The organism is Haliscomenobacter sp. (genome assembly GCF_033763495.1).
Classification (GTDB): domain Bacteria; phylum Bacteroidota; class Bacteroidia; order Chitinophagales; family Saprospiraceae; genus Haliscomenobacter.
In genome coordinates, this window is sequence record NZ_JANRKL010000117.1 from 1 (window position 1) to 20,535 (window position 20,535).

The 20,535-nt window shown below is 46.9% G+C and carries 14 protein-coding genes; 9 read left to right on the forward strand and 5 right to left on the reverse strand.

All coding sequences use genetic code 11. The features are described from left to right. Together SFV55_RS12495 and SFV55_RS12500 are read left to right on the forward strand one after the other, a co-directional pair. Nucleotides 1-1,641 (forward strand): T9SS type A sorting domain-containing protein (locus tag SFV55_RS12495; RefSeq protein WP_320029839.1); only part of this gene is annotated, 1,641 nt, incomplete at its 5' end. Between the two features lie 167 nt (nucleotides 1,642-1,808). Next, nucleotides 1,809-3,905, forward strand: a complete 2,097-nt coding sequence (locus SFV55_RS12500) for a dockerin type I domain-containing protein (RefSeq protein ID WP_320029840.1) — start codon at nucleotides 1,809-1,811, stop codon at nucleotides 3,903-3,905. 66 nt (nucleotides 3,906-3,971) lie between these two features. Here SFV55_RS12500 and infC read toward each other — a convergent pair whose 3' ends face one another. After that, nucleotides 3,972-4,634 carry a translation initiation factor IF-3 gene (infC, locus tag SFV55_RS12505; RefSeq protein WP_320029841.1) on the reverse strand — a complete coding sequence of 221 codons (663 nt, stop codon included), beginning with the start codon at nucleotides 4,632-4,634 and terminating at the stop codon, nucleotides 3,972-3,974. A 123-nt stretch (nucleotides 4,635-4,757) separates the two neighbouring features. Then, entirely contained in the window at nucleotides 4,758-7,355 is a 2,598-nt protein-coding gene (locus SFV55_RS12510) for an ATP-dependent Clp protease ATP-binding subunit (protein ID WP_320029842.1), read from the reverse strand. Between the two features lie 394 nt (nucleotides 7,356-7,749). Here SFV55_RS12510 and SFV55_RS12515 point away from each other — a divergent pair, with 394 nt between their 5' ends. Then, nucleotides 7,750-8,154 (forward strand): STAS domain-containing protein, encoded by a 405-nt coding sequence (locus tag SFV55_RS12515; protein WP_320029843.1) that lies wholly within the window; start codon nucleotides 7,750-7,752, stop codon nucleotides 8,152-8,154. A 189-nt stretch (nucleotides 8,155-8,343) separates the two neighbouring features. Here the strand turns inward: SFV55_RS12515 and SFV55_RS12520 are convergent, their stop codons facing one another. Both SFV55_RS12520 and SFV55_RS12525 read right to left on the reverse strand, forming a co-directional pair. Further along, a complete protein-coding gene (locus SFV55_RS12520) occupies nucleotides 8,344-9,033 on the reverse strand; it encodes a Crp/Fnr family transcriptional regulator (RefSeq protein WP_320029844.1) in 690 nt (229 codons plus the stop codon). A 164-nt stretch (nucleotides 9,034-9,197) separates the two neighbouring features. Further along, nucleotides 9,198-11,546, reverse strand: a complete 2,349-nt coding sequence (locus SFV55_RS12525) for a TonB-dependent receptor (RefSeq protein WP_320029845.1) — start codon at nucleotides 11,544-11,546, stop codon at nucleotides 9,198-9,200. A gap of 199 nt (nucleotides 11,547-11,745) precedes the next feature. Here SFV55_RS12525 and SFV55_RS12530 point away from each other — a divergent pair, with 199 nt between their 5' ends. From SFV55_RS12530 to SFV55_RS12550, 5 genes are all read left to right on the forward strand, one after another. Then, nucleotides 11,746-12,474 carry a GntR family transcriptional regulator gene (locus SFV55_RS12530; protein WP_320029846.1) on the forward strand — a complete coding sequence of 243 codons (729 nt, stop codon included), beginning with the start codon at nucleotides 11,746-11,748 and terminating at the stop codon, nucleotides 12,472-12,474. Next, nucleotides 12,471-13,946 (forward strand): CoA-acylating methylmalonate-semialdehyde dehydrogenase, encoded by a 1,476-nt coding sequence (locus SFV55_RS12535; protein WP_320029847.1) that lies wholly within the window; start codon nucleotides 12,471-12,473, stop codon nucleotides 13,944-13,946. The genes SFV55_RS12530 and SFV55_RS12535 overlap by 4 nt, the downstream gene beginning before the upstream one ends. Before the next feature lie 240 nt (nucleotides 13,947-14,186). After that, entirely contained in the window at nucleotides 14,187-15,233 is a 1,047-nt protein-coding gene (locus SFV55_RS12540; RefSeq protein WP_320029848.1) for an alcohol dehydrogenase catalytic domain-containing protein, read from the forward strand. Between the two features lie 4 nt (nucleotides 15,234-15,237). Further along, nucleotides 15,238-16,707 carry an NAD-dependent succinate-semialdehyde dehydrogenase gene (locus SFV55_RS12545; RefSeq protein WP_320029849.1) on the forward strand — a complete coding sequence of 490 codons (1,470 nt, stop codon included), beginning with the start codon at nucleotides 15,238-15,240 and terminating at the stop codon, nucleotides 16,705-16,707. Nucleotides 16,708-16,736: 29 nt separating this feature from the next. Continuing rightward, the gene (locus SFV55_RS12550) at nucleotides 16,737-17,729 is read left to right on the forward strand and encodes a class II fructose-bisphosphate aldolase (protein WP_320029850.1); all 993 of its coding nucleotides are present in this window, start codon (nucleotides 16,737-16,739) and stop codon (nucleotides 17,727-17,729) included. A 22-nt stretch (nucleotides 17,730-17,751) separates the two neighbouring features. Here the strand turns inward: SFV55_RS12550 and SFV55_RS12555 are convergent, their stop codons facing one another. Continuing rightward, the gene (locus tag SFV55_RS12555) at nucleotides 17,752-19,239 is read right to left on the reverse strand and encodes a sodium:solute symporter family transporter (RefSeq protein WP_320029851.1); all 1,488 of its coding nucleotides are present in this window, start codon (nucleotides 19,237-19,239) and stop codon (nucleotides 17,752-17,754) included. A gap of 297 nt (nucleotides 19,240-19,536) precedes the next feature. Here SFV55_RS12555 and SFV55_RS12560 point away from each other — a divergent pair, with 297 nt between their 5' ends. Continuing rightward, nucleotides 19,537-20,532 (forward strand): GRP family sugar transporter, encoded by a 996-nt coding sequence (locus SFV55_RS12560; protein ID WP_320029852.1) that lies wholly within the window; start codon nucleotides 19,537-19,539, stop codon nucleotides 20,530-20,532. The last annotated feature ends 3 nt before the right edge of the window (nucleotides 20,533-20,535 follow it).

Consider the following 20,535-nt stretch of genomic DNA (forward strand, 5'->3'; position numbering starts at 1 on the left):
CATGACCTGATTGTAGTAGTACGTGATGAGTGTGGTAACTTGAGTGTACCAACCCGGATTCCATTCACAGTTGAAGACTGCAAAGGTCCAGCCCCAATCTGTATCAACGGCTTGAGCACTGAACTGATGCCTGATGGCAACGGCGGTGGCATGATGGCGGTATGGGCTTCTGATTTCGTTGCTTCGAAGATTTACGATTGCAACGGTCAAGGACCAGAAACCAAGAATGGCTTGAAACTGGTGACCAAGTACTCACTGAACCGCGTAGGTGAGCCAGTAGTAGCTACTCAAACAGGTTTGAACCTGACTTGTGCCGACAAAGGCAAAGTAGTTCTGGTGGAATTGCACGCATGGGATGAAGCTGGTAACCACGACTTTTGCGTAACCTACATTGAGGTACAGGACAACAACACTGTTTGTCCAGCCCCAGCGGATAAGGTGAAGATCGCGGGTACCATCGCAACCGAAGGATCAGGCAATATGCAAGGGGTATCGGTGACTTTGAGTGGCAGTGGCACGCAGAATGACATGACGGGCACGGATGGGAACTACGAGTTTGTGAACATCACGAAAGGAGGTGACTTCACGGTGACACCACAACTGGACAAAAACCACCTGAACGGGGTATCGACCTTCGACCTGGTGTTGATCCAAAAACACATTTTGGGCGTACAGGCTTTGAACAGCCCCTACAAGCTGATTGCGGCGGATGCGAACAACTCCAAATCGATCTCGACCCTGGATCTGATTCAGATCCGGAAGTTGATTTTGAACATCGACACCCGTTTTGGAAACAACACTTCCTGGCGCTTTGTGGATGCCTCATACCGCTTCCCGAATGCCACGAACCCTTGGTCGACGAGCTTCCCCGAGGTAGTGAGTGTGAATGACCTGGTGGGGAACGTCAAAGCGAACTTTGTAGCGATCAAAATCGGGGATGTGAATGCGAGTGCGAGTGTGAATGGAGCGACGAGTGCAGAAATCCGCACGAGTGAGGACTTCAAATTGAAGACTCAGGAGCAAAACCTGAAGCCAGGCAATGAATACAAAGTGAGCTTCACAGCAGAAGACCTGCAACGCATCCAGGGTTACCAGTTTGCGCTGAACCTGGATCAAAGCGTGGTGGAGCTTGTGGACATCGAATACGGCGTAGCCAAGGCGGAGAACTTCGGGGTGTTCAAAAACGAAGGCATCATCACCACCTCGTGGAACAGCAAATACGAGCCAGGGGCATTGTTTACGCTGGTTCTCCGTGCAAAAGCAGACAGCAAGTTGAGCCAAAGTATGAGCCTCAACCGCATGGTATCTCCAGAGGCTTACAGCCAGAACAACGAGCACCTGGGTATCGCCTTGAACTTTGAGGGCATCCAGGCCACAGCAGCCTACGAACTGAAACAGAACATGCCCAACCCATTCAATGATGAAACGGTGATTGGGTTTACGCTGCCCAAGGCTACAAAAGGAACCTTGACGGTGAGAGATGTGAAGGGAGCTGTAGTGTACAAAGTAGAGGGCAATTATGCCAAGGGCAACAACCAAGTCACGCTCAAGAAGGAGCACTTGGGGGCAAGTGGGGTGTTGTACTATACTTTGGAAACAACCGACTTTACGGCTACGAAGAAGATGATTATTTTGGAGTAAATCAAATAATCAAATACAAAGGTCATAAAGGGCGATTTAGTCTTTTGTGACCTTTTTTTATTTACAGAAAGAGATAGTAGAATACCGCTATTTAAGTATTGTGCCGTACCGTTTTTTACATTTATTTTGTTAAATATTTATTAAACACCGATTTAAAATCAATTCCCATGCAAATTTTTATCCCAAGAACTGATTTAGTCAAATCTATGCTGTTTTCTTGTGTGTTATTTGTTGTGTTTTTCCAAGTTCCACGATGGACTTCAATAACACCAACGGAATCCTTTCCTCCCTCCGAACCCGAAATTGTGTTTCATTGTACCGATTGGGTCACAGATACTTTGCCTAGTTACGATTTGGATTTTGCCCTAAACAATCCCAAAACCATCGGCAATCCAGATATGTTGGCTTCACCCCAAGCTTCCTCACAATTTCCCCAAACCATTCCAAATGCCGATTGGAGCATTAAAGATGGAGCAGAACCTTGCAACTTGGAAATTAAAAATTTAACCACAGACAGCATTCGCAATTTGGGTTTTCTGTATGCTAGCGTGAAGGGGGGAGCAGACATTTGCCAAATGAGCCTAACCTGGCGGGATAGTGTAGTGTATTCTAGCTGCCAAGAAATGCAAAATGGAGAGATTTATGCGCGGATTTATCGAAGGTGGAGTGCGATTTGTCAGGGTATAAAAAAGGATACAGTTCAAGTGATCGCATTTGAACGACCTCATTTGCAGAATTTTCGTTTTAATGGAGATGGCCGTGATATTTTTGATCGAGTAGCGACTTATGAAGCATGTGCACCCGATAAAAGTTTGATCAAAAAAGAAGATGTCACTCCTTTTGTACCTAGTTTTCTTTACCCACGAAATATTTTTATTGAACAAATTGGAGGGAAATATGCAGTTCAAATAAAAGATAAGGAGTTCCCAATCTGTGGTGGTAAAGGCGTAAAAATTGCCAGGGAATTATACGTACTTGATTCTTGCAGCGGAGTCTATATCGACACTTTCCAAATATTAATTCAGGTCGGCGCTTTCAATGGTCCTTCGATTATCGTTTCTACAACGATTCCAGAACTTAACCTAGATTCGTTGAATTGTAGTGCTTCTTTTTTTGCTACCGTTGAAGGATTAAAAAGCACATTTGGAGTGGAAGTTACAGGCTGCCATTTAGGCAATGTTAGCTTATCCATCAAAACTAAAAAGGAGTCAGGGGATGAGTGGCCGACTGTAAACTACCCTGTCAAGAATAAACGCGTAACTGGATTACCTCCTGGACTTCATCGGGTATTTGTTAACGCATTTGATGGGTGTTTTGGCGCAAACCAGGATTCATTTGATTTTGTAGTCAAAGACAAAGCCGGCCCCAAACCCATCTGCGTCAACGGCTTACCCATTACCTTGCAACCTGATGGCCAAGGCTGGGGGAAATACACTCTCCAAGCAACTGATTTAATCGCTGCGGGCATCTACGATTGTTATGGTCAAGGTCCAGATACGAACTCGAATGGACAACAATTGATTACCCATTATTCCATCAATAGACTGGGGGAAAAGGTTGATTCCAGTCAAAAAAGCATAGAATTGAATTGTGATCAAGCAGGGAAGGTGGTCCTGGTGGAATTGCATGCCTGGGACATTAGAGGTAAGCAAGATTACTGTATTACCTATGCAGAGGTGATGAACAAAGACCCCAGGACATGTACAGTGATCACTGAACCACTAACTATTGGAGGAACAATAAGCACCGAAGGAAATTACAATATACAAGGTGTAATGGTCAGCATCAGCGGCAGTCTTTCTCAAACATTTACCACCAATACAAATGGTAGTTATTCTTTTATCATTTTCCAAAGTGGAGGCGAGTACACCATTACCCCCAAACTCGATAAAAACCCGCTGAATGGAGTTTCCACTTTTGACCTGCTATTGATTCAAAAGCACATTCTGGGGATTCAGGCCCTGAACAGCCCATATAAAATGATAGCTGCAGATGTCAACAACTCTAAATCCATCACAACCCTGGATTTGATTCAACTTAGAAAATTAATCCTGGGTCTGGACTTGCAATTTTTGAACAATACTTCCTGGCGCTTTGTGGATGCAGCCTATATTTTTCCCAATCCAACGAACCCTTGGGCTGGAAAATTTCCAGAGGAAGTTTACATCAATAAAACGACAAGTAGGAACGGCAATTTCGTAGCCATCAAAATCGGCGACATCAATGCCAGTGCCAAAGTCAATGCTTTAGAATATAAGGACTAACCCACCACGAAAAAGGGAGACACTGGTACACCAGCATCTCCCTTTTTTATCTTTCAAAAGAAAAATTTATTTCTTCTTTTTCGGAGCAATCATTACAATCATCCGGCGACCTTCCAATTTGGGCAGGGATTCCGGCGATCCAAACTCTTCCAGTTCTTTCAAAAACTTCAGCAGCAACAATTCCCCGCGATCCTTAAACACGATCGTACGACCCCGGAAGTTAACGTAAGCTTTCACTTTGGCGTTTTCTTCGAGGAAGGTTTTGGCGTGACGTACTTTAAATTCAAAGTCGTGATCATCCGTGTTCGGGCCAAAACGGATTTCTTTGATCACCGTTTTAGCTGCTTTGGCCTTGATTTCTTTCTCCTTCTTCTTCTTCTCGTACAGGAATTTGTTGTAGTCGATGATCCGAACTACTGGTGGGACTGCATTTGGAGAAATTTCAACCAGATCCAACTCTGATTTTTCTGCCCAAAGCAATGCGTCGCGGGTGTTGTACACTTCCCCTGATTTGATTTCTGTTCCAACCAATTCGCTGATTTGTTCCATGTTGTCACCAACCAAACGAATTTGTGGCACCCGAATTTGATCATTAAGTCGGAATTGACCCTTGTCATCTTCGCTGGGGTACCTGGAGTCTCTGCGATTGTTGCGGTTACCACCACCACCACCGAAGGGAGGTCTGCTTCCACCTCCGGGACGATTACCGCCAAATTGATTCTTTGCCAAATGAAATTTAATTTTGTTAAAAAATGAATGCCTAAATAGGCAAATTAGTTCCACAAACTTAAAAAAAATAGAGACGCATAGTAATACGTCTCTATGAATTGAAACAAAAATACGAATATTTTTTTATTCTTGAGAATCTGCGTTCAATTTTGGCACGTCTGGATTGGGCTCCTCCGTTCCTGTACCTATTTCAGCAGGGGTAGCCAGTACCACACGCAGATTGTCTTTTTCCTCGGTCAAAATGGCCTCAAGGAGGGCTCCTTCCTGTGGTTGGTCATTCAAAATGAACTCTGCAAGTGGGTCTTCCAGGTACTTTTGAATGGCACGATTCAGGGGGCGGGCACCAAATTGAGGGTCAAAACCTTTTTCAGCTACAAAATTCTTCGCCTCATCACTGATCACCAATTTGAAGTTCATGGTCGCCAAACGACGGTGCAAGTCCTTTAGGGTAATGTCGATGATTTTGAAGATTTCCTCTTTGCCCAGGCTATTGAACACCACCACGTCGTCGATCCGGTTGAGGAATTCAGGCGAGAAGGTCCGCTTCAACGCATTTTGAATCACCGCTTTGGTATTGTCTTCGGCAGCTTCCTGGCGCGACTTGGTCGCAAACCCAACGCCCTGGCCGAAGTCTTTCAACTGACGAACCCCAATATTGGAGGTCATGATGATCAGGGTATTTTTGAAGTCAACTTTGCGACCCAAACCATCGGTCAATTGGCCATCATCCAATACCTGGAGCAGGATGTTGTACACATCAGGGTGGGCTTTTTCAATTTCGTCAAGCAACACCACTGAATAAGGCTTGCGCCGAACTTTTTCAGTCAATTGGCCACCTTCTTCATAACCCACGTATCCTGGAGGCGCACCAATCAGGCGGCTCACCGAGAATTTTTCCATGTATTCACTCATGTCGATGCGGATCAAGGCATCCTCTGAGTCGAAGAGGTAACGCGCCAAGGCTTTAGCCAACTCCGTTTTACCCACCCCGGTTGGCCCGAGGAAAATGAAAGAGCCGATTGGTTTGGTGGGATCTTTCAAACCCACCCGGTTGCGCTGGATGGCTTTGGTGATCTTTTTGAGGGCTTCGTCCTGGCCAATGATGGATCCTTGCATGTCTTTTTCCATGCTCACCAATTTTTTGCTCTCACTTTGAGCTACCCGCATTACCGGGATATTGGTCATCATGGATACCACTTCAGCGATGTCTTCTTCGCCAACAGGATAGCGTTTGGTTTTGGAGTCCTCTTCCCACTGTACTTTTGCAAATTCTAACTGGCGGACCAGTTTGGACTCGCGGTCGCGCAAATCGGCAGCTCTTTCGTACTGCTGATTCTTAACGGCCTGGTTTTTGTGTTCCTTCAGCTCCTCGATTTGTTTTTCCAAATCTTCGATGTGCTTGGGAACATGAATGTTTTTGAGGTGAACACGAGCACCCACTTCATCCAGTACGTCGATGGCCTTGTCGGGCAGGAAGCGGTCGGTGATGTAACGATCGCTCAGGCGTACACAGGCTTTGATCGCATCATCGTCGTAAATGACGTTGTGGAATTCCTCGTATTTAGACTTGATGTTGTGCAGAATGTTGATGGCTTCTTCGGCAGAAGGTGGATCAACCATCACTTTTTGGAAGCGGCGATCCAATGCACCATCTTTTTCGATGTGTTGGCGGTATTCGTCCAGGGTAGAAGCACCAATACATTGAAGTTCACCACGCGCCAGGGCGGGTTTGAAGATATTGGAAGCATCCAGTGAACCCGTTGCGCCACCAGCGCCTACGATGGTGTGGATTTCGTCGATGAACAAGATGACATCGCGCGATTTTTCCAGCTCATTCATGATGGCTTTCATACGCTCTTCAAACTGACCACGGTACTTGGTACCGGCCACCAGAGCGGCAAGATCAAGCATCACGATGCGTTTGTTGAAGAGGGTACGGGATACTTTGCGCTGCATGATCCGCAGGGCCAAACCTTCCACAATCGCAGTTTTACCAACCCCTGGCTCCCCAATGAGGATGGGATTGTTCTTCTTGCGACGGCTCAGGATTTGTGAAACCCTTTCGATTTCATTTTCCCGACCAATGATTGGATCCAATTTGCCTTCTTCAGCCAATTTGGTTACATCACGGCCAAAGTTATCAAGCACCGGAGTGCGGGATTTGGCATTGCCTTTGCGTTGCTGGAAACCACCCTGACGGTCGTCGTCGTCATAAGGGTCGTCGCTATCTTGCGGTGCCTGATTATAAGGCGGCTCGATGCTGGAGAAATCTTGCTCCTGCTTGACGTACTCGAGCTCAGCTTTGTAAATTTCGTAATCCACGTCGAATTGGTTAAGAATTTTGGAAGCAGGATTCTCCTTGTGCTTTAGGATGGAGAGCACCAGGTGTTCTGGACTGATCTCTTCACTTTTGAGCATTTTGGCTTCCAAAAAGGTGACTTTGAGTACTTTTTCAGCCTGTTTGTTCAATGGTAAAGTACCTACACTCAAGCTGGTGTTGCTGGCAGGAATCTTTTGCACTGAATCTTCCAGGGTTTGTTTTAATTCAGCGAAATCAACATCCAAGGATTCAAGGACGCGAACTGCCAAACTGTCTTTTTCGGATACAATCCCCAAAAGGAGGTGCTCTGTACCGATAAAGTCATGTCCTAAGCGGAAAGCTTCTTCCCGACTCTTTTTGATGACTTCCTTTACCTTGGGTGAAAATCTTCGGTTATTCATAGTGTAGAGAAATTCTAAAGTGCTGTCAGAACTACCATTTTTGCTGCAAGAATCGAGCCATCTTTTGACGCTGTCTGCTGTAGAAAGTCATCGCTGATCGTTCGTTTAATCCATTTGAGCAATAATAAGCCTTCTGTTCAAAGTGTCCAAATCAAAAATTTGGCAAAATTTAACCCTATTTGAACTAAAAAACAAATTCTCTTTTGGACAAAATGTAAAATCCAAAAACATTAACATAGCAACAGCAAATCAGGTAATCTAGTTTAAACACTTGTACCCGGCAGGCGAAACTTTTATTTATGGCCCTGCTTTTGGATAAATTCCAAATAACGGCTGATGCTTTCAGAGGTAATGCTTATATTTGCCCGGAAAATAGATCAACTACCCTTAGCACATGAAATATTCAGTTGATAAACAAGACCGTTATACGGTTTTTCAGTTGGAGGAGGAGAACCTGAATTCAGTTGTTGCTCCTGATCTAAAGTCAGAAATTGTTATCCTGCACAATGAAGGTGTAAATAATTTAATTTTTGACCTCTCTAAAGTCAAGTATGTCGATTCTTCAGGTTTGAGTGCCATTCTGACAGCCGACCGACTGATGAAGACCAATGGCAGCTTCGTTTTGACAGGTATCGAACAGGCAGCAGTGAAAAAATTATTCGAAATTTCTCGCCTTGACTCTGTTTTGTCCATGGCACCTACTAAGGCAGAGGCGGTGGAATACGTTTTTATGGAAGAGTTGCAACGAGAACTCGAAGCAGAGGGCGATGATGGAGACGATGGAGATGAGGATGAGTAAAGTTGAGAAAGGTTGATTATCAAGCAATTGATGATTTTCTTTTTTTGAGTTACGATTTCCGAGTACATGGGTTTTGAGTTTTGGAGTGAGCTGCCGCAGCGATTTTGGCTCAGTCCTGGTCTAGTCGCTGCGGTAACTCACTCCAAAACTCAAAACTCATGTACTCGAAACTCGCCACTCAAAAAACCTTTACCCCAAACGCTCCAAATCCCGAATCAGGATACTTCTGCGATTGAAGTAAATGAGGTTGGACTTGCGCAATTCATTCAAAACGGAGGTAACTGTTTGTCGGGAGGTCCCAGTGTAGTTTGCTATGTCTTGTTGGGTCATGCTGTGTTTGATCAGAAATTCAAACCCAATTTTCTTTCCTTGTTGTTCGGCCGAATCTTTCAAAAAATCAATAATCCTTTCGCGGGCATCTTTGAACATCAGCGCTTCCAGGCGTGCTTCGGTACGCCGTAGTCGGCTGCCTAACCAGTCTACAATATCCATCGATAATGCGGTATGTTTACGGATCAATTTGCGGAAAGCCTCGTTAGGAATCCGCAGCAGCTGAACATCATCCTGCATCGTAAAAGCATTTTCCTGACGTTCCTTCTCACCTACTATCCCTAGATCGCCGAATAAGGTGACGGGCCCCAGCATTTCTTTAATAATTTCCCGACCATCGTCAGAAAAAGAGCAAATTTTAACCGAACCGCGCAACAACAAAAACAAATGGCTTGATACATCCCCTTTGTGGTAAATGGGGCTATTGCGTTGAACCTGCTCAGACTGGCAAAGCATCGCCAATTCAGTCAGGTCGGAATTAGGAAGTGTTCCCAAAAAGGGAATTTGCCTTAAAAAAGCCAGCGCTGATGTTTCCCGCGTCGTTGTCATTGGCTTGAATTGGTTTTATTGCTAGCTAAAATACTTAGGCCCTAAATGAACTGTAACTAACAATTAAATAATGCAAGCAAATAAATTGTTCGCTTCTCCAAAGCACTGAATGCCAGACTACGGAACTTCGACGTTATACGCCGTTTTTTTGATGCCAAATGTTGTTAGAATTCCACCCTATAGCTAAGTATCGGGATGATTCCTAACTGTTTTTTCTCCAAAATCTGTTTTTGAAGGTGATCATAATAGAAAAAGCCCGCATTTTCCTGATTGCTAGCATTCTGGATGTCCAGAGCAAAGGTGTTGTTTCGACCGGCTGTGTTCCATTTGAAATACAGACGAGTATCCAAACGGAAGTAAGTACTGCTCTTCAAAGAAAATGCAGCATCAATTCGCTCATTGCCATCCACAGTGAAGAAGATTGGAACGGTGATGCCTTCTTTTTGGGACAGGGTTGCATCAATTGGAGTTTGGCGCAAATTGCCCATAACGACTACCCGGCCATTCAATCCCCAAAGTTTGACCTTGCCAGCTTTGCGCTCCTTACGCCATTCTTTACCTGCAGTTGTGTTGAATACATATTTGCCGTTGAAATGGCTATCGCGCCAATCGTTGTTCCCAAATAATTGCGAATAGTTAATGCTATTGTTGCGGTATTCCGATTGATAAATGGAGCTATTGGCCAGTAGATAAAATCCTTTTTCCAGGTAGCGGCGCAGGTTGAGTTCCAAGCCGTAATTTCGGGCTTCTCCGTCCGCATTGAGGTATTCTTCTGAATTTAGATTACTAAGCAAAACAGGAACCCTTTCATTGCTGAAGTTGCTGGACAAAGTTTGGAAAGAGTTGGGGAGTACAGCTATATTTGTTTGTTTTTGGTAGTAGGCTTGTACTTCTACACTGGTTGATGGGCTGGTCTGGATTTGCAAGCCAATGCTGCTTTGTACACTTTTGACGAGGGAAATAGGTGACCCGCTACCATAAGGTGGAAGAATTGGTTTCTGGCTAAATGCCCCCAAGGCCAAAGTGAGTTTTTTATTGGCATCCAGGCGGTAGGCCAGATTCAGGCGAGGCTCCAGGTTGTTGATTGCACCCTCCTTGAGGCTGTTGGCATTGATCAATTTGATGTAATGTAAACCAAGCTCCCATTCCAGATTGCCAAAATCCAGTTTGGTGGAAGTATAGGGTTGGATCAATTCTCCGCCGTTGTAAATGACCCCGGCTTTGATGGTTTGGCGAGGATTGGGCTTGATGTACCAATAAGTGTTTAAACTACGCCGAGACTGGCTGATTTGGTCTCCCAAAGTAGGGCCCCCTCCCGTGAAATAAGTCGAAAGACGGGTACTTTTGTAGCTGGAATAAGCAAAGGAAGTATGCCACATGCCTTTTTTACCCGTAGGCAAGCGGAAAGTACCCCCCAAAACCTGGGTGGAAGATTCAAAATCAATATCCTGCCGATCTTTGTCAAACTCCCAGGTGGTAGAATCGCGGTCGCCGGTAAATACGTTGGAACTATTGCCCGCCATGCCGAATAAGGTGAACTTTCCTCCTTTGGCAAATGGAAAAACCAGATTGAGGGCCAAATCCTTAAAACCAATTACTTCCCCACCTACATCAACACCCAAATCACTCAACAAGCCAAGGGTAGAGTAGCGGGCATTGACCAGATAAGATGCGCCCCCAGCTTTGCCGATGGGGCCTTCTGCAGCAACGTCTAAGCCTAATAAGCTTGCCTGCAAGGTGTATTCTTGTTGCTCATTGTTTCCAGTGCGCAAACGCATGTCAAAAATCCCTCCCAGGGCATTGCCATAGCCAGCACCATAATCACCCGACAAAAATGCCGAATTACCCAACATCTGAGTACTCAACATATTGACTCCCCCGCCAGTAAAGGTGGGCAAATCACTTTGTGAGCCTGCGTTGGGGGTATGGTTGGGGTTCAGAATATCGACTCCTTCCAAACGCCAGAGGTTGGCATTGGGCGTATTGCCACGTACAGACAGAAAATTGGCCTGGTCATTGGTGTTGACTACTCCTGGAAAGGCACTTGCCGTACGGGCAGGATCGAAAAACACCCCGGGAAAACGCAGGGTTGTTTCATTGCTGATGCTGCGCACCGAGGGATTAAGGGATTCAATTTCCAGTGGTGCAGCGGTGATGTTGAGCTCGCTCAGCGTAGTGTAGGCAATACTGAGCGGCAATTGCAAAACTGTTTCACGTCCAGCCTCAAGGAGCACTTCAGGCACAACCAAGGTATCATAGCCAACATAGGAAATCCGCAAACGGTATCTTCCTACTGGTAGGTTTTCAAAACGGAACTTCCCCTGCTCATCTGTACTGGTGCCGTTTGTACTTCCTTCCAAAAGCACAGTTGCTCCCGAAAGGGCTTTTTGTGCCACCGCATCAAATACCTGACCCCGCAGGGTTTGTTGGGGGTTTTGAGCTTGAACAAAATTAAAACTTGATAAAAAACAGCTGAAAAAAAATAAGATTTTAAAGGTAGTATCGCTTCTCATGTAGCTTCTGATTTTGGCGGAGAACAACTCCGCGGGCCAAATATACAGGACTACAACGAAAAAAAAAGAAGATGCTGCAAGTGCCCTTCAAGAGACGGTAAAACTTATGAATAGATGCTCTAGGTGTGCATTTTATTTCAAAATTAACTTGTACGTACAAGTTAATTTTGTAGCTTTGCCTTGCGAACATTTGAATCGTATGGAAAGCAGTACACAATATCAACTTTTGTACCTTCGACTCAAAAAGGAAATCCTGGCGGATGTATACCCAATTGGGAGCATATTACCGTCTGAAAACGACCTTTGTGCTGCTGCAAGCTTGTCAAGATCAACAGTTAGGCAAGCATTAAGCCAGTTAGAAAAAGAAGGGTACATCACCAAACAAAAAGGCAAGGGCAGCATTGTTAAATCCAAAAGCAGATCTTTGAACTTGCTTTCCTTTCAGGGTTTTTCCGCAATGGTTGACAGAACCAAAATATCTACCTTGTCCGTACAAGTTCCAAGTTATTTCGCCTGGCCTGAAGATTTTCCCTTTGAGTTGAGTGAGCTTGAAAAAGCGGCTGCTTGTATTCACTTCGCCCGGGTACGCGCGCTTGAAGGCCGTCCGGTGATGTATGAACAAACCTTTGTGCCCAATCTTAATTTACCTCAATTTGTCCGCAGATTTAAACTCAATCAGTCTTTTTTCGAATTTTTAGCCAAAGAATACCAGCTCGAAATCTCAGGGATGGAACAAGAAATCTGGGCAGTAGCGGCTCCCAATTTTGTAGCCCAACACCTGCAAGTTGAACTCGATAGTCCAGTCCTTAAAATCAACCGAAAATACCACAGCAACCGCAGCCACCTCAATTTGTACAGCATTCTTTACTGCAATACAGAGAAGTATGCCTTAGGCAATTCAAGTGGTGTACTAAATCAGTCCATATGAGCAGCAAAACCAATCCTGTACCCCAAATTCGAGGGCATTACACCGCTGGGCATGAATGGATTCCGGCCGGGGAGCCTACCCTTGAAGTACATTCTCCACTGGATGGTTTCCATTTGGGAGGTGTGCCTATAGCTACCTCTTCAACCATTAATCAGGTGGTGGAAAATGCCAAAACTGCATTTGAAATTTGGTCAACGACGCCTTTAAAAGAAAGGGTTCAGGTACTTTTTCGTTTTAAAACCCTGCTTGAAAGACATCTTGTGGAATTGGCGGATTTGATCCAGGTTGAAAATGGCAAAACCTGGACAGAAGCCAAAGCCGAAATAGATAAGGGAATCGAAGTATTGGAGTTCGCCACGTCCTTGCCCCAAATCTGGAATCAAGGGCTCCTGGAAGTCAGCACCGGAGTGAGCTGCCAATACGAACGTTATCCCCTGGGAGTAGTTTTATCCATCGTACCCTTCAACTTCCCGGCCATGGTCCCCATGTGGACAATTCCCATTGCCATTGGCTGTGGCAACACCTTTATCCTCAAACCCTCCGAGTTGGTTCCGCTTACCGCAGTCCGTTTGGCCGAATTGTTTACTGAAGCGGGCCTGCCGCCGGGCGTTTTTAATGTGGTTCACGGCACCCGTGAAACTACCGAGTACCTCATTGATCACCCTGGGATCACTGCCCTGAGTTTTGTAGGTTCTACCAAAGTGGCTCGGATGGTGTATCAGCGTGCGGCCCATCTGGGCAAAAGAGCACTAGCTTTAGGTGGTGCCAAAAACCATCTCGTAGTTGTTCCCGACGCCGATCCCGAAATCACCGCTAAAAACGTGGTGGCTTCGGCCATGGGCTGCGCTGGTCAACGTTGTATGGCTGCTAGCGTACTCATCTTAGTAGGTGATACCGGAACCATCCTGAATCAAATTGTAGAAGAGGCTAAAAAAATTAGGGTAGGAGAGGACTTAGGGGCGGTGATTAGTGCTACCGCCAAAGAACGGATTGAAGGGTACATCAACCGTGCAGAAGCTGCCGGGTATAAAATATTGTTGGATGGCCGAGGCGCAATTGTAAAAGGAAAGGAAGCAGGAACCTACGTAGGCCCAACCCTAATCGAAGGGGTTCCTCCCGGTGCCGAGTGTGCCTGCGATGAAATTTTCGGCCCGGTTCTATCCATCATTCAAGTCCAAACCCTGGATGAAGCCATCGCCATTGAAAACAGCAATCCTTATGGCAATGCGGCCTCCATTTACACCAGTTCTGGCGCAGTAGCCCGCTATTTTAGCGAGAGGGCAAATGCGGGTATGGTTGGCATCAACATCGGAGTCCCGGTTCCCCGTGAACCCTTCTCCTTCGGTGGCTGGAACGATTCCAAATTTGGACATGGCGACATCACCGGCATGGACGGCGTCCGCTTTTGGACCAAACTCAAAAAAATCACCACCAAATGGACCGCCTCCGCCTCCCAAAACTGGATGAGCTAAATAGGGTGTGAGTGTGAATGTGTGAAAGTGTGAGTGTGATGTCGCCAGTGCGCAAAACTTTACTTAAGCTTAAACAATAAATCCTGCGTTACCGCCAACCCACGGATTTATCCGTGGGAGGCCACCCCACAAGCCCAACCCACGAATTTATTCGTGGGAAGTATCGGTGGGAAGTATCCGTGGGAAGTATCCCTTGGAGGGCATCAGTGGGAGGTATATCGTGGAAGAAAAACAAACCAGATGAAAGCAGCCACCTACCACGGCAAAGAAGACCTCCGCGTCGAAAACATCCTCGACCCGACCCTCGACGAAGGCGAAATCCTCCTCGCCATCGAGGCCTGCAGCGTCTGTGGCACCGACCTGCGCACCTACCGCAATGGGGATAAAAAAATCACCCCGCCTCGGGTGTTAGGCCACGAGTTTTGCGGCAAGGTCATTGAATCCCGCAACCCTGTTGCCAACGTCCAGGTCGGCGACCGGGTAGTCATGTACATCGTACTCTCCTGTGGCGAGTGCAAATATTGCCGCGCTGGGCGCGAAAACCTCTGCATCAGCCGCACCACCATGTCTTATCATTACGATGGAGCCTTTGCGCCTTATGTGAAGGTACCTGCAAGGGCAGTGCAGCGCGGCAGCCTTTTTAAGGTAACCACCGACCAAAGCTCCCAACAAATGAGCCTGGCCGAACCCTTGGGTTGTGTGACCAACGCCCACACCCACCTGGGCATTGGCCTACAAGATCGGGTAGCCGTTATTGGGGCAGGCCCGATTGGGGCCATGCACGCGGTGTTGGCCCGTCTTCAAGGGGCTCAATCGGTACACTTGTTCGACATCAATCAAAAGCGTTTGGACATGATGACCCGTTTTGACATTGATGGCACCGTCTTGAGCAATCAGGAAGGTGCTCATTTGGCCGAGGCTTTGGAACTTACCGCAGGGGAAGGTTTTGATGTAGTCATCGTTGCGGTGAGCAGCGCCTTGGCCCAGGCGGATGCACTAGAAATTGCTGGGAAAGGCGCCCGGGTAGAATTTTTTGGTGGCTTACCCAAATCGAACCCCACCGCACTATTGAACACCAATCATTTGCACTACAAAGAATTGATGGTCAGCGGTTCCTACTCTGAAAAAATCAGTGATTTCCGCACGGCTTATCACTTAATTCAAAGTGGTCGTTTTCCCGCAGATCGTTTCATTACCCACGAATTGCCATTGGAGCGCATCCACGAATCTTTTACCATGATGGAATCTGGCGAAGCCTTAAAAGTATGCATCAATCCTCAATTGTAAACCCATGAATCAAAGTACAATGGATACCCTAGTGGGCAAAGAATGGGGCCTATTTATCGATGGGCAGCTTGTGCCCTCCTCCAACGAAGAGCTGACCCCTGTTTATTCCCCGGCCAACAGCAAGCTGATTGCCGAAGTAGCCGTAGCTAGCCCTGGCGATGTAAATACAGCGGTACAAAGTGCCAAACAGGCTTTTAAGAGCTGGTCCGCACTGCCAGCCCAGGAGCGAGAAAAAATCATGCGCCAGGCCAGCGCTTACGTGCGCACCCAAGCGGATCGCATCGGCGCCTTGATGGCTTTGGAACAAGGCAAACCCTTTGCCCAAAGCCGCAGTGAGGTTACCTCTTCCTGCGATTTATTGGATTATTATGCTGCTGAGGCAGTACGTGTGGAAGGTTACGTCAACCCTACTGAAAAAAGCAACCTTTATTCTTGGGTAACCTACCAACCCATCGGGGTATGTGGCCTGATCACGCCCTGGAATTATCCGGTCAGTTTGTTGAGTTGGAAATTGGGGCCTGCCCTGGCAACGGGTTGTACGGTAGTCGTGAAACCTACCGAGGTAACTCCACTATCGCCCTGGGCATTTTGCCAGGCTTTGACCGAGGGTGGAATCCCAGCTGGCGTCATCAATGTCATGACGGGTGGGGCACAGGTGGGGGCTGTTTTGATAGAACACCCCGATGTGGCCAAAATTGCCATGACTGGCTCGACTGAAACCGGGAAAAAAATCCTGCAGGCCGCGGCCAGGCAACTCAAAAAAGTATCCCTGGAATTGGGCGGGCATTGTCCCGCGATTGTTTGTACTGATGCCGACTTGGATCTTGCTGCGGAGGTCATTGCCTACAAGGGCTTCCGCAACATGGGACAGTCTTGTAGCAGCGTCAATCGGGTTTATGCCCATCTATCCATTCACGACGAGTTATTGGGGAAAATTTGTGCTAAAGCCCGAAAACTCAGCATTGGTGATGGTGTGACCGAACCCAATTGTGATCTTGGGCCCATGACTACGGCGGCAACGCTCGAAAAAGTGGAACTGCATGTTGCAGATGCCCTGGCTAAGGGCGCAATATTGCACGAGGGTGGTAAAAAGCCTGAAGGAGAAAAATATCAAAATGGGTACTATTACACCCCCACGGTGTTGAGTAAGGTCAATCCATCCATGTTGATGATGCAAGAAGAAACTTTTGGCCCTGTGGTGCCCTTGGATACCTTTGATACCCTGGAGGAGGCCATTCAAAAAGCCAATGACAGTGCCTACGGCCTTTGCGCCTACCTGTTTACCCGCGACTTTGCAACCACGATGAAAGTGAGCCAAGCCCTTGAATCGGGTACCGTGTGCGTCAACAACGGGGCTGTCAATACCCCATATGCACCTTACGAAGGGTGGAAAGACAGTGGATTTGGCTCGGAGCTTTCCCGCAAAGCCGTTTTTGAGTACCTGAAAACCAAACACGTCAAAGTAGCTTCTTAAAAAAGGCTTTGAGCCAAAAAAACAAAACCATGCTCCTTTCACCCACCCAATCCCGCCAACTCCTCAAACACGCATTTGAGCACCAATACGCCATCCTGGCCATCAATGCCGATAGCCATGCTGCTGTGACCGACTGCCTGGAGGCTGCCCGTTTGGCGGACGCGCCAGTGATCATTGAAACCAGCCTTTGGCAAATCAAAGGGCACAGTTATGGTTTTGGCGATCCCATCCTGGGGGTAGCCCGCTATCTTGCCGATTTGATGGTGCTGGCCAATAGCGAAAGGTATCAACACATCCCGGTCATTTACCATACCGACCACATCAAAGGGCCGGAAACAATTGGTATCCTCCAGGCTGCCATTCAGGGCATCGAGGTGGGTCTACATGGTCAAAACTTGAAACTCTGTGCTTCTACCATTTCCCTGGATGCTTCAGACATGAGTGAAGAGCAGAACATAGGGCATATGTTGCAATTGTGCCAACTCGCCGAAGCAGCAGGAGTGGATGTGACCCTGGAGATGGAATCCGCAGTGGATGACCGCATTACTCCTGCGGATGAGACGGAGCGTTTGATTGGTGCCGTAGAAGCAAAATATCCTGGGAAAATTGCCCTTTGGGCACCGGGCGTAGGCACTCAACACGGTTTTACTTCAGAGGATGGGTATTCAGGTTTTCAAACCAAAACCATTGAGAATAATGTGCGTCTGTTACAACAATTGACCGGTCGGAACATAGGAATTGCGCTGCATGGCTCCACCGGGTTGTCTGCCGAAAAACTGAGCGCTGCAGCCAAATGTGGGGTGACCAAGGTGAATTGGTCCTCGGAGTCTTTGTACTTGCGTTCCATGGCCGCGAAGGAATACTACCTGGGAAATGTGGACAAACTGGAACGGAAACATCCCGATTGGAAAAATACGGTGATGGACAATGGGGTGAGCAGATTTGTTTCGGAGCGGTATGTGCCTAAGGTGGTTGAGCGGATGAAGTTGTTGGGAGGGGAGGGGATGGCCTCGAAATTTTAGGCAATTTTTATGTGGAAAAAACTCATTTTTTCCTGATTTTTCCCAGCCCATACCCCAGCAATCCCACCCCCAACGCCCCCAAAATCCCAAACGTCGAAGCCACCGCCGGGTTCCGCACCGTCCCTTGCAAATACGGACTAATCCCCCCAAAATAAGTCCCAAAATGCAACACAAAAGCCGTCAAAGCCGCCATGACCACCACCCAGCGGGGAACATCCTTCAAAAATATCCCAAACAGTACCGGAATAAAGGCTGTAGAAAAAAAACCATATACACCCAACTGTGCAAAAATGCCCACACTCAGATTGGGATGTTGTAGTTGTTGCCAGGAAACCGTAATCGCCACAGCTGCCAGGCCTACAATAACCAAGCGGTTCAAGAAGATATAGGCCCGATCGTTAGGGATAAACTGGCCAAACAGCGGTTTGATGATATCCGAAGTTACCGTTGTCGACAAAGCCTGAATCAAGGCCTCCAAAGTGGATAACCCTGCACTCAATAAACCCAAAATCACGATCAGCCCCGCCCAAACCGGAAATTCCCGCACCACATAAGCCGACATGATGGCGTCCATTTTGATGGGCAGCCCATCTACTTGCAAATCGGGGAACATCATACGAGCATAAAACCCGGCAAAAACCACCAGGAAAAAGGTCATTTGTGCCAAAGACCCTACCCACAAGTAACGATTCACATCCTTGTCGTCGCGTAGCATGAGCGACTTGGTGATGAGGTGGGGTTGACAAACGATGGCTACTCCAATCACAAAATTACATATGACAATCTCAAAAAAATCGCGGTAAAGCGGGCTGCTCGCATTGGGAAACTGTGCCAAGGCAGGCGAAATGGCTCCTAACTGCTCCCAAAAAAAATTGACTCCTTTGGACAGGTGTTCATAACCCGAAAACAGCAACATCACCGCCACCAACAACTTGATCAAAGCCTGCACCGTATTGGTGTACACCATCGAATTGGCGCCACCAAACATCATGTAACTGAACACAAAAACCACCATACCCACCAGTACCTGAAATTCACCCATCCCCAGGGCCTGAGCCAATACTTTGGTGAGCCCCACACAAATGAGGACGATGAAGCTGAGCAGCAACAAAGATAAAAAGGCAAAAAACAGTGCAAATCCTTTGCTTTCATACCGTTGGCCGATCCATTGCGCCATGGTTAAAGCCTTCACCGTTTTTCCATAACGGCGAAAACTCTTGGTCAAAATGATTTGGGACAAAAACAAACCTGCTGGCATACACAAGCCAAAAGCCACAAAAGCACTCCAGCCGTACAAGGAGATGAACCCCGGATTGATGATGAAAGTAGCTGCACTGGTCGTGGCAGTTGCCAAGGATAATCCCACTGCATAAGGTGAAAAACCTTGCCCTACGGCATAATCGGCCATGGATTTGGTGCGCATGGCTCCACGAATCACAAAGAACAAAATGATCGCGGTATAAGCGAGCAAGAGGCCAAGGGTGGCCACAAACCAGGAACTATTATGCATGATGGCAATTTTTTTAAGTAAATCGGCTTGAGTCTTATATTTTATTGGGCTGATTTCCAATTTTTCCAAATCAAAGAAAGGTAGGCGAGAAGGGATCCAATAGCCTAGTTAAAAAATCATTGCCCTTGACTTAAACTTTTATCAAAAAAAATAATTGCTTAAAGTTTTGATTGTTAGTTTTTTGTGTAGATATTTTTGAACCAGGACTTAAGTTTTTGAAAATTAGGAATAACATTTGGCTTCAAACAATTGGTGAATAACTTTTACCTTTAATCAAACACTCCTAAAACCTGCGTCATGTTCATCATTGAAACCTATCCAATTGCAGTGTTTTTCTGCATCATCACCATGTTGTGCTGGGGGTCCTGGGCCAATACCCAAAAATTAGCAGCAGCCAACTGGCGTTTTGAGCTTTTTTATTGGGATTATGTTCTGGGCATTTTGCTTCTGTCCTTGTTGTTTGCCTTCACCTTAGGCAGTATGGGGAGTGAGGGCCGTTCCTTCGTAGCGGATGCACAACAGGCTGATCCGGCTAATATTCGTTCAGCCATTTGGGGCGGAATCCTGTTCAATGCAGCCAATATTCTGCTCGTGGCAGCCATTGCCATTGCAGGTATGTCGGTTGCTTTCCCGGTAGGCATCGGTTTGGCCCTGGTCGTGGGAGTCATTGTCAATTACCTGGACGCGCCAGTAGGTAATGCCTTGATGTTGTTTGGGGGAGTGGGGCTGGTTGCGCTTGCCATTTTACTCAATGCCAATGCTTACCGCAAATTATCAAGTACGACTGGAGGGGTTTCCACCAAGGGCTTATTGTTGTCGGTAATCGCTGGAGCCTTGATGGGCTTGTTTTACAAATACGTGGCCAATTCCATGTTTCCTGATTTTACCCAGCCCCTTCCTGGCAAGTTGGGTCCTTATACGGCAGTAGTCTTTTTTTCAATCGGGATATTACTCAGTAATGTAGTCTTCAACAGCCTGTTGATGTGGCGCCCTTTTGTAGGCACTCCGGTGACTTACACTGATTACTTTCGGGGCAATCTCAAAAATCACCTTACCGGGGTGCTCGGTGGGGTGATTTGGTGCATTGGCATGTCTTTCAGCATCATTGCCTCCGACAAGGCAGGGCCAGCCATTTCCTATGGGTTGGGACAGGGGGCTACGATTGTGGCGGCTTTATGGGGCATTTACATCTGGAAAGAGTTCAAGGGGGCTCCTGCGGGTACCAATACTCTGCTGAATAGTATGTTGTTGTGTTACCTCATTGGACTGGGGCTCATTATTGCGGCTCGTTAAAAA

Bases quoted from the DNA above. Each gene is read 5' to 3' on its own strand.
- SFV55_RS12525 (WP_320029845.1), bottom strand. From the start codon at position 11,546: ATGAGAAGCGATACTACCTTTAAAATCTTATTTTTTTTCAGCTGTTTT.
- SFV55_RS12550 (WP_320029850.1), top strand. From the start codon at position 16,737: ATGCTCCTTTCACCCACCCAATCCCGCCAACTCCTCAAACACGCATTT.
- SFV55_RS12540 (WP_320029848.1), top strand. From the start codon at position 14,187: ATGAAAGCAGCCACCTACCACGGCAAAGAAGACCTCCGCGTCGAAAAC.
- SFV55_RS12500 (WP_320029840.1), top strand. From the start codon at position 1,809: ATGCAAATTTTTATCCCAAGAACTGATTTAGTCAAATCTATGCTGTTT.
- SFV55_RS12520 (WP_320029844.1), bottom strand. From the start codon at position 9,033: ATGACAACGACGCGGGAAACATCAGCGCTGGCTTTTTTAAGGCAAATT.
- SFV55_RS12510 (WP_320029842.1), bottom strand. From the start codon at position 7,355: ATGAATAACCGAAGATTTTCACCCAAGGTAAAGGAAGTCATCAAAAAG.
- SFV55_RS12545 (WP_320029849.1), top strand. From the start codon at position 15,238: ATGAATCAAAGTACAATGGATACCCTAGTGGGCAAAGAATGGGGCCTA.
- SFV55_RS12530 (WP_320029846.1), top strand. From the start codon at position 11,746: ATGGAAAGCAGTACACAATATCAACTTTTGTACCTTCGACTCAAAAAG.
- SFV55_RS12555 (WP_320029851.1), bottom strand. From the start codon at position 19,239: ATGCATAATAGTTCCTGGTTTGTGGCCACCCTTGGCCTCTTGCTCGCT.
- SFV55_RS12535 (WP_320029847.1), top strand. From the start codon at position 12,471: ATGAGCAGCAAAACCAATCCTGTACCCCAAATTCGAGGGCATTACACC.
- SFV55_RS12515 (WP_320029843.1), top strand. From the start codon at position 7,750: ATGAAATATTCAGTTGATAAACAAGACCGTTATACGGTTTTTCAGTTG.
- SFV55_RS12560 (WP_320029852.1), top strand. From the start codon at position 19,537: ATGTTCATCATTGAAACCTATCCAATTGCAGTGTTTTTCTGCATCATC.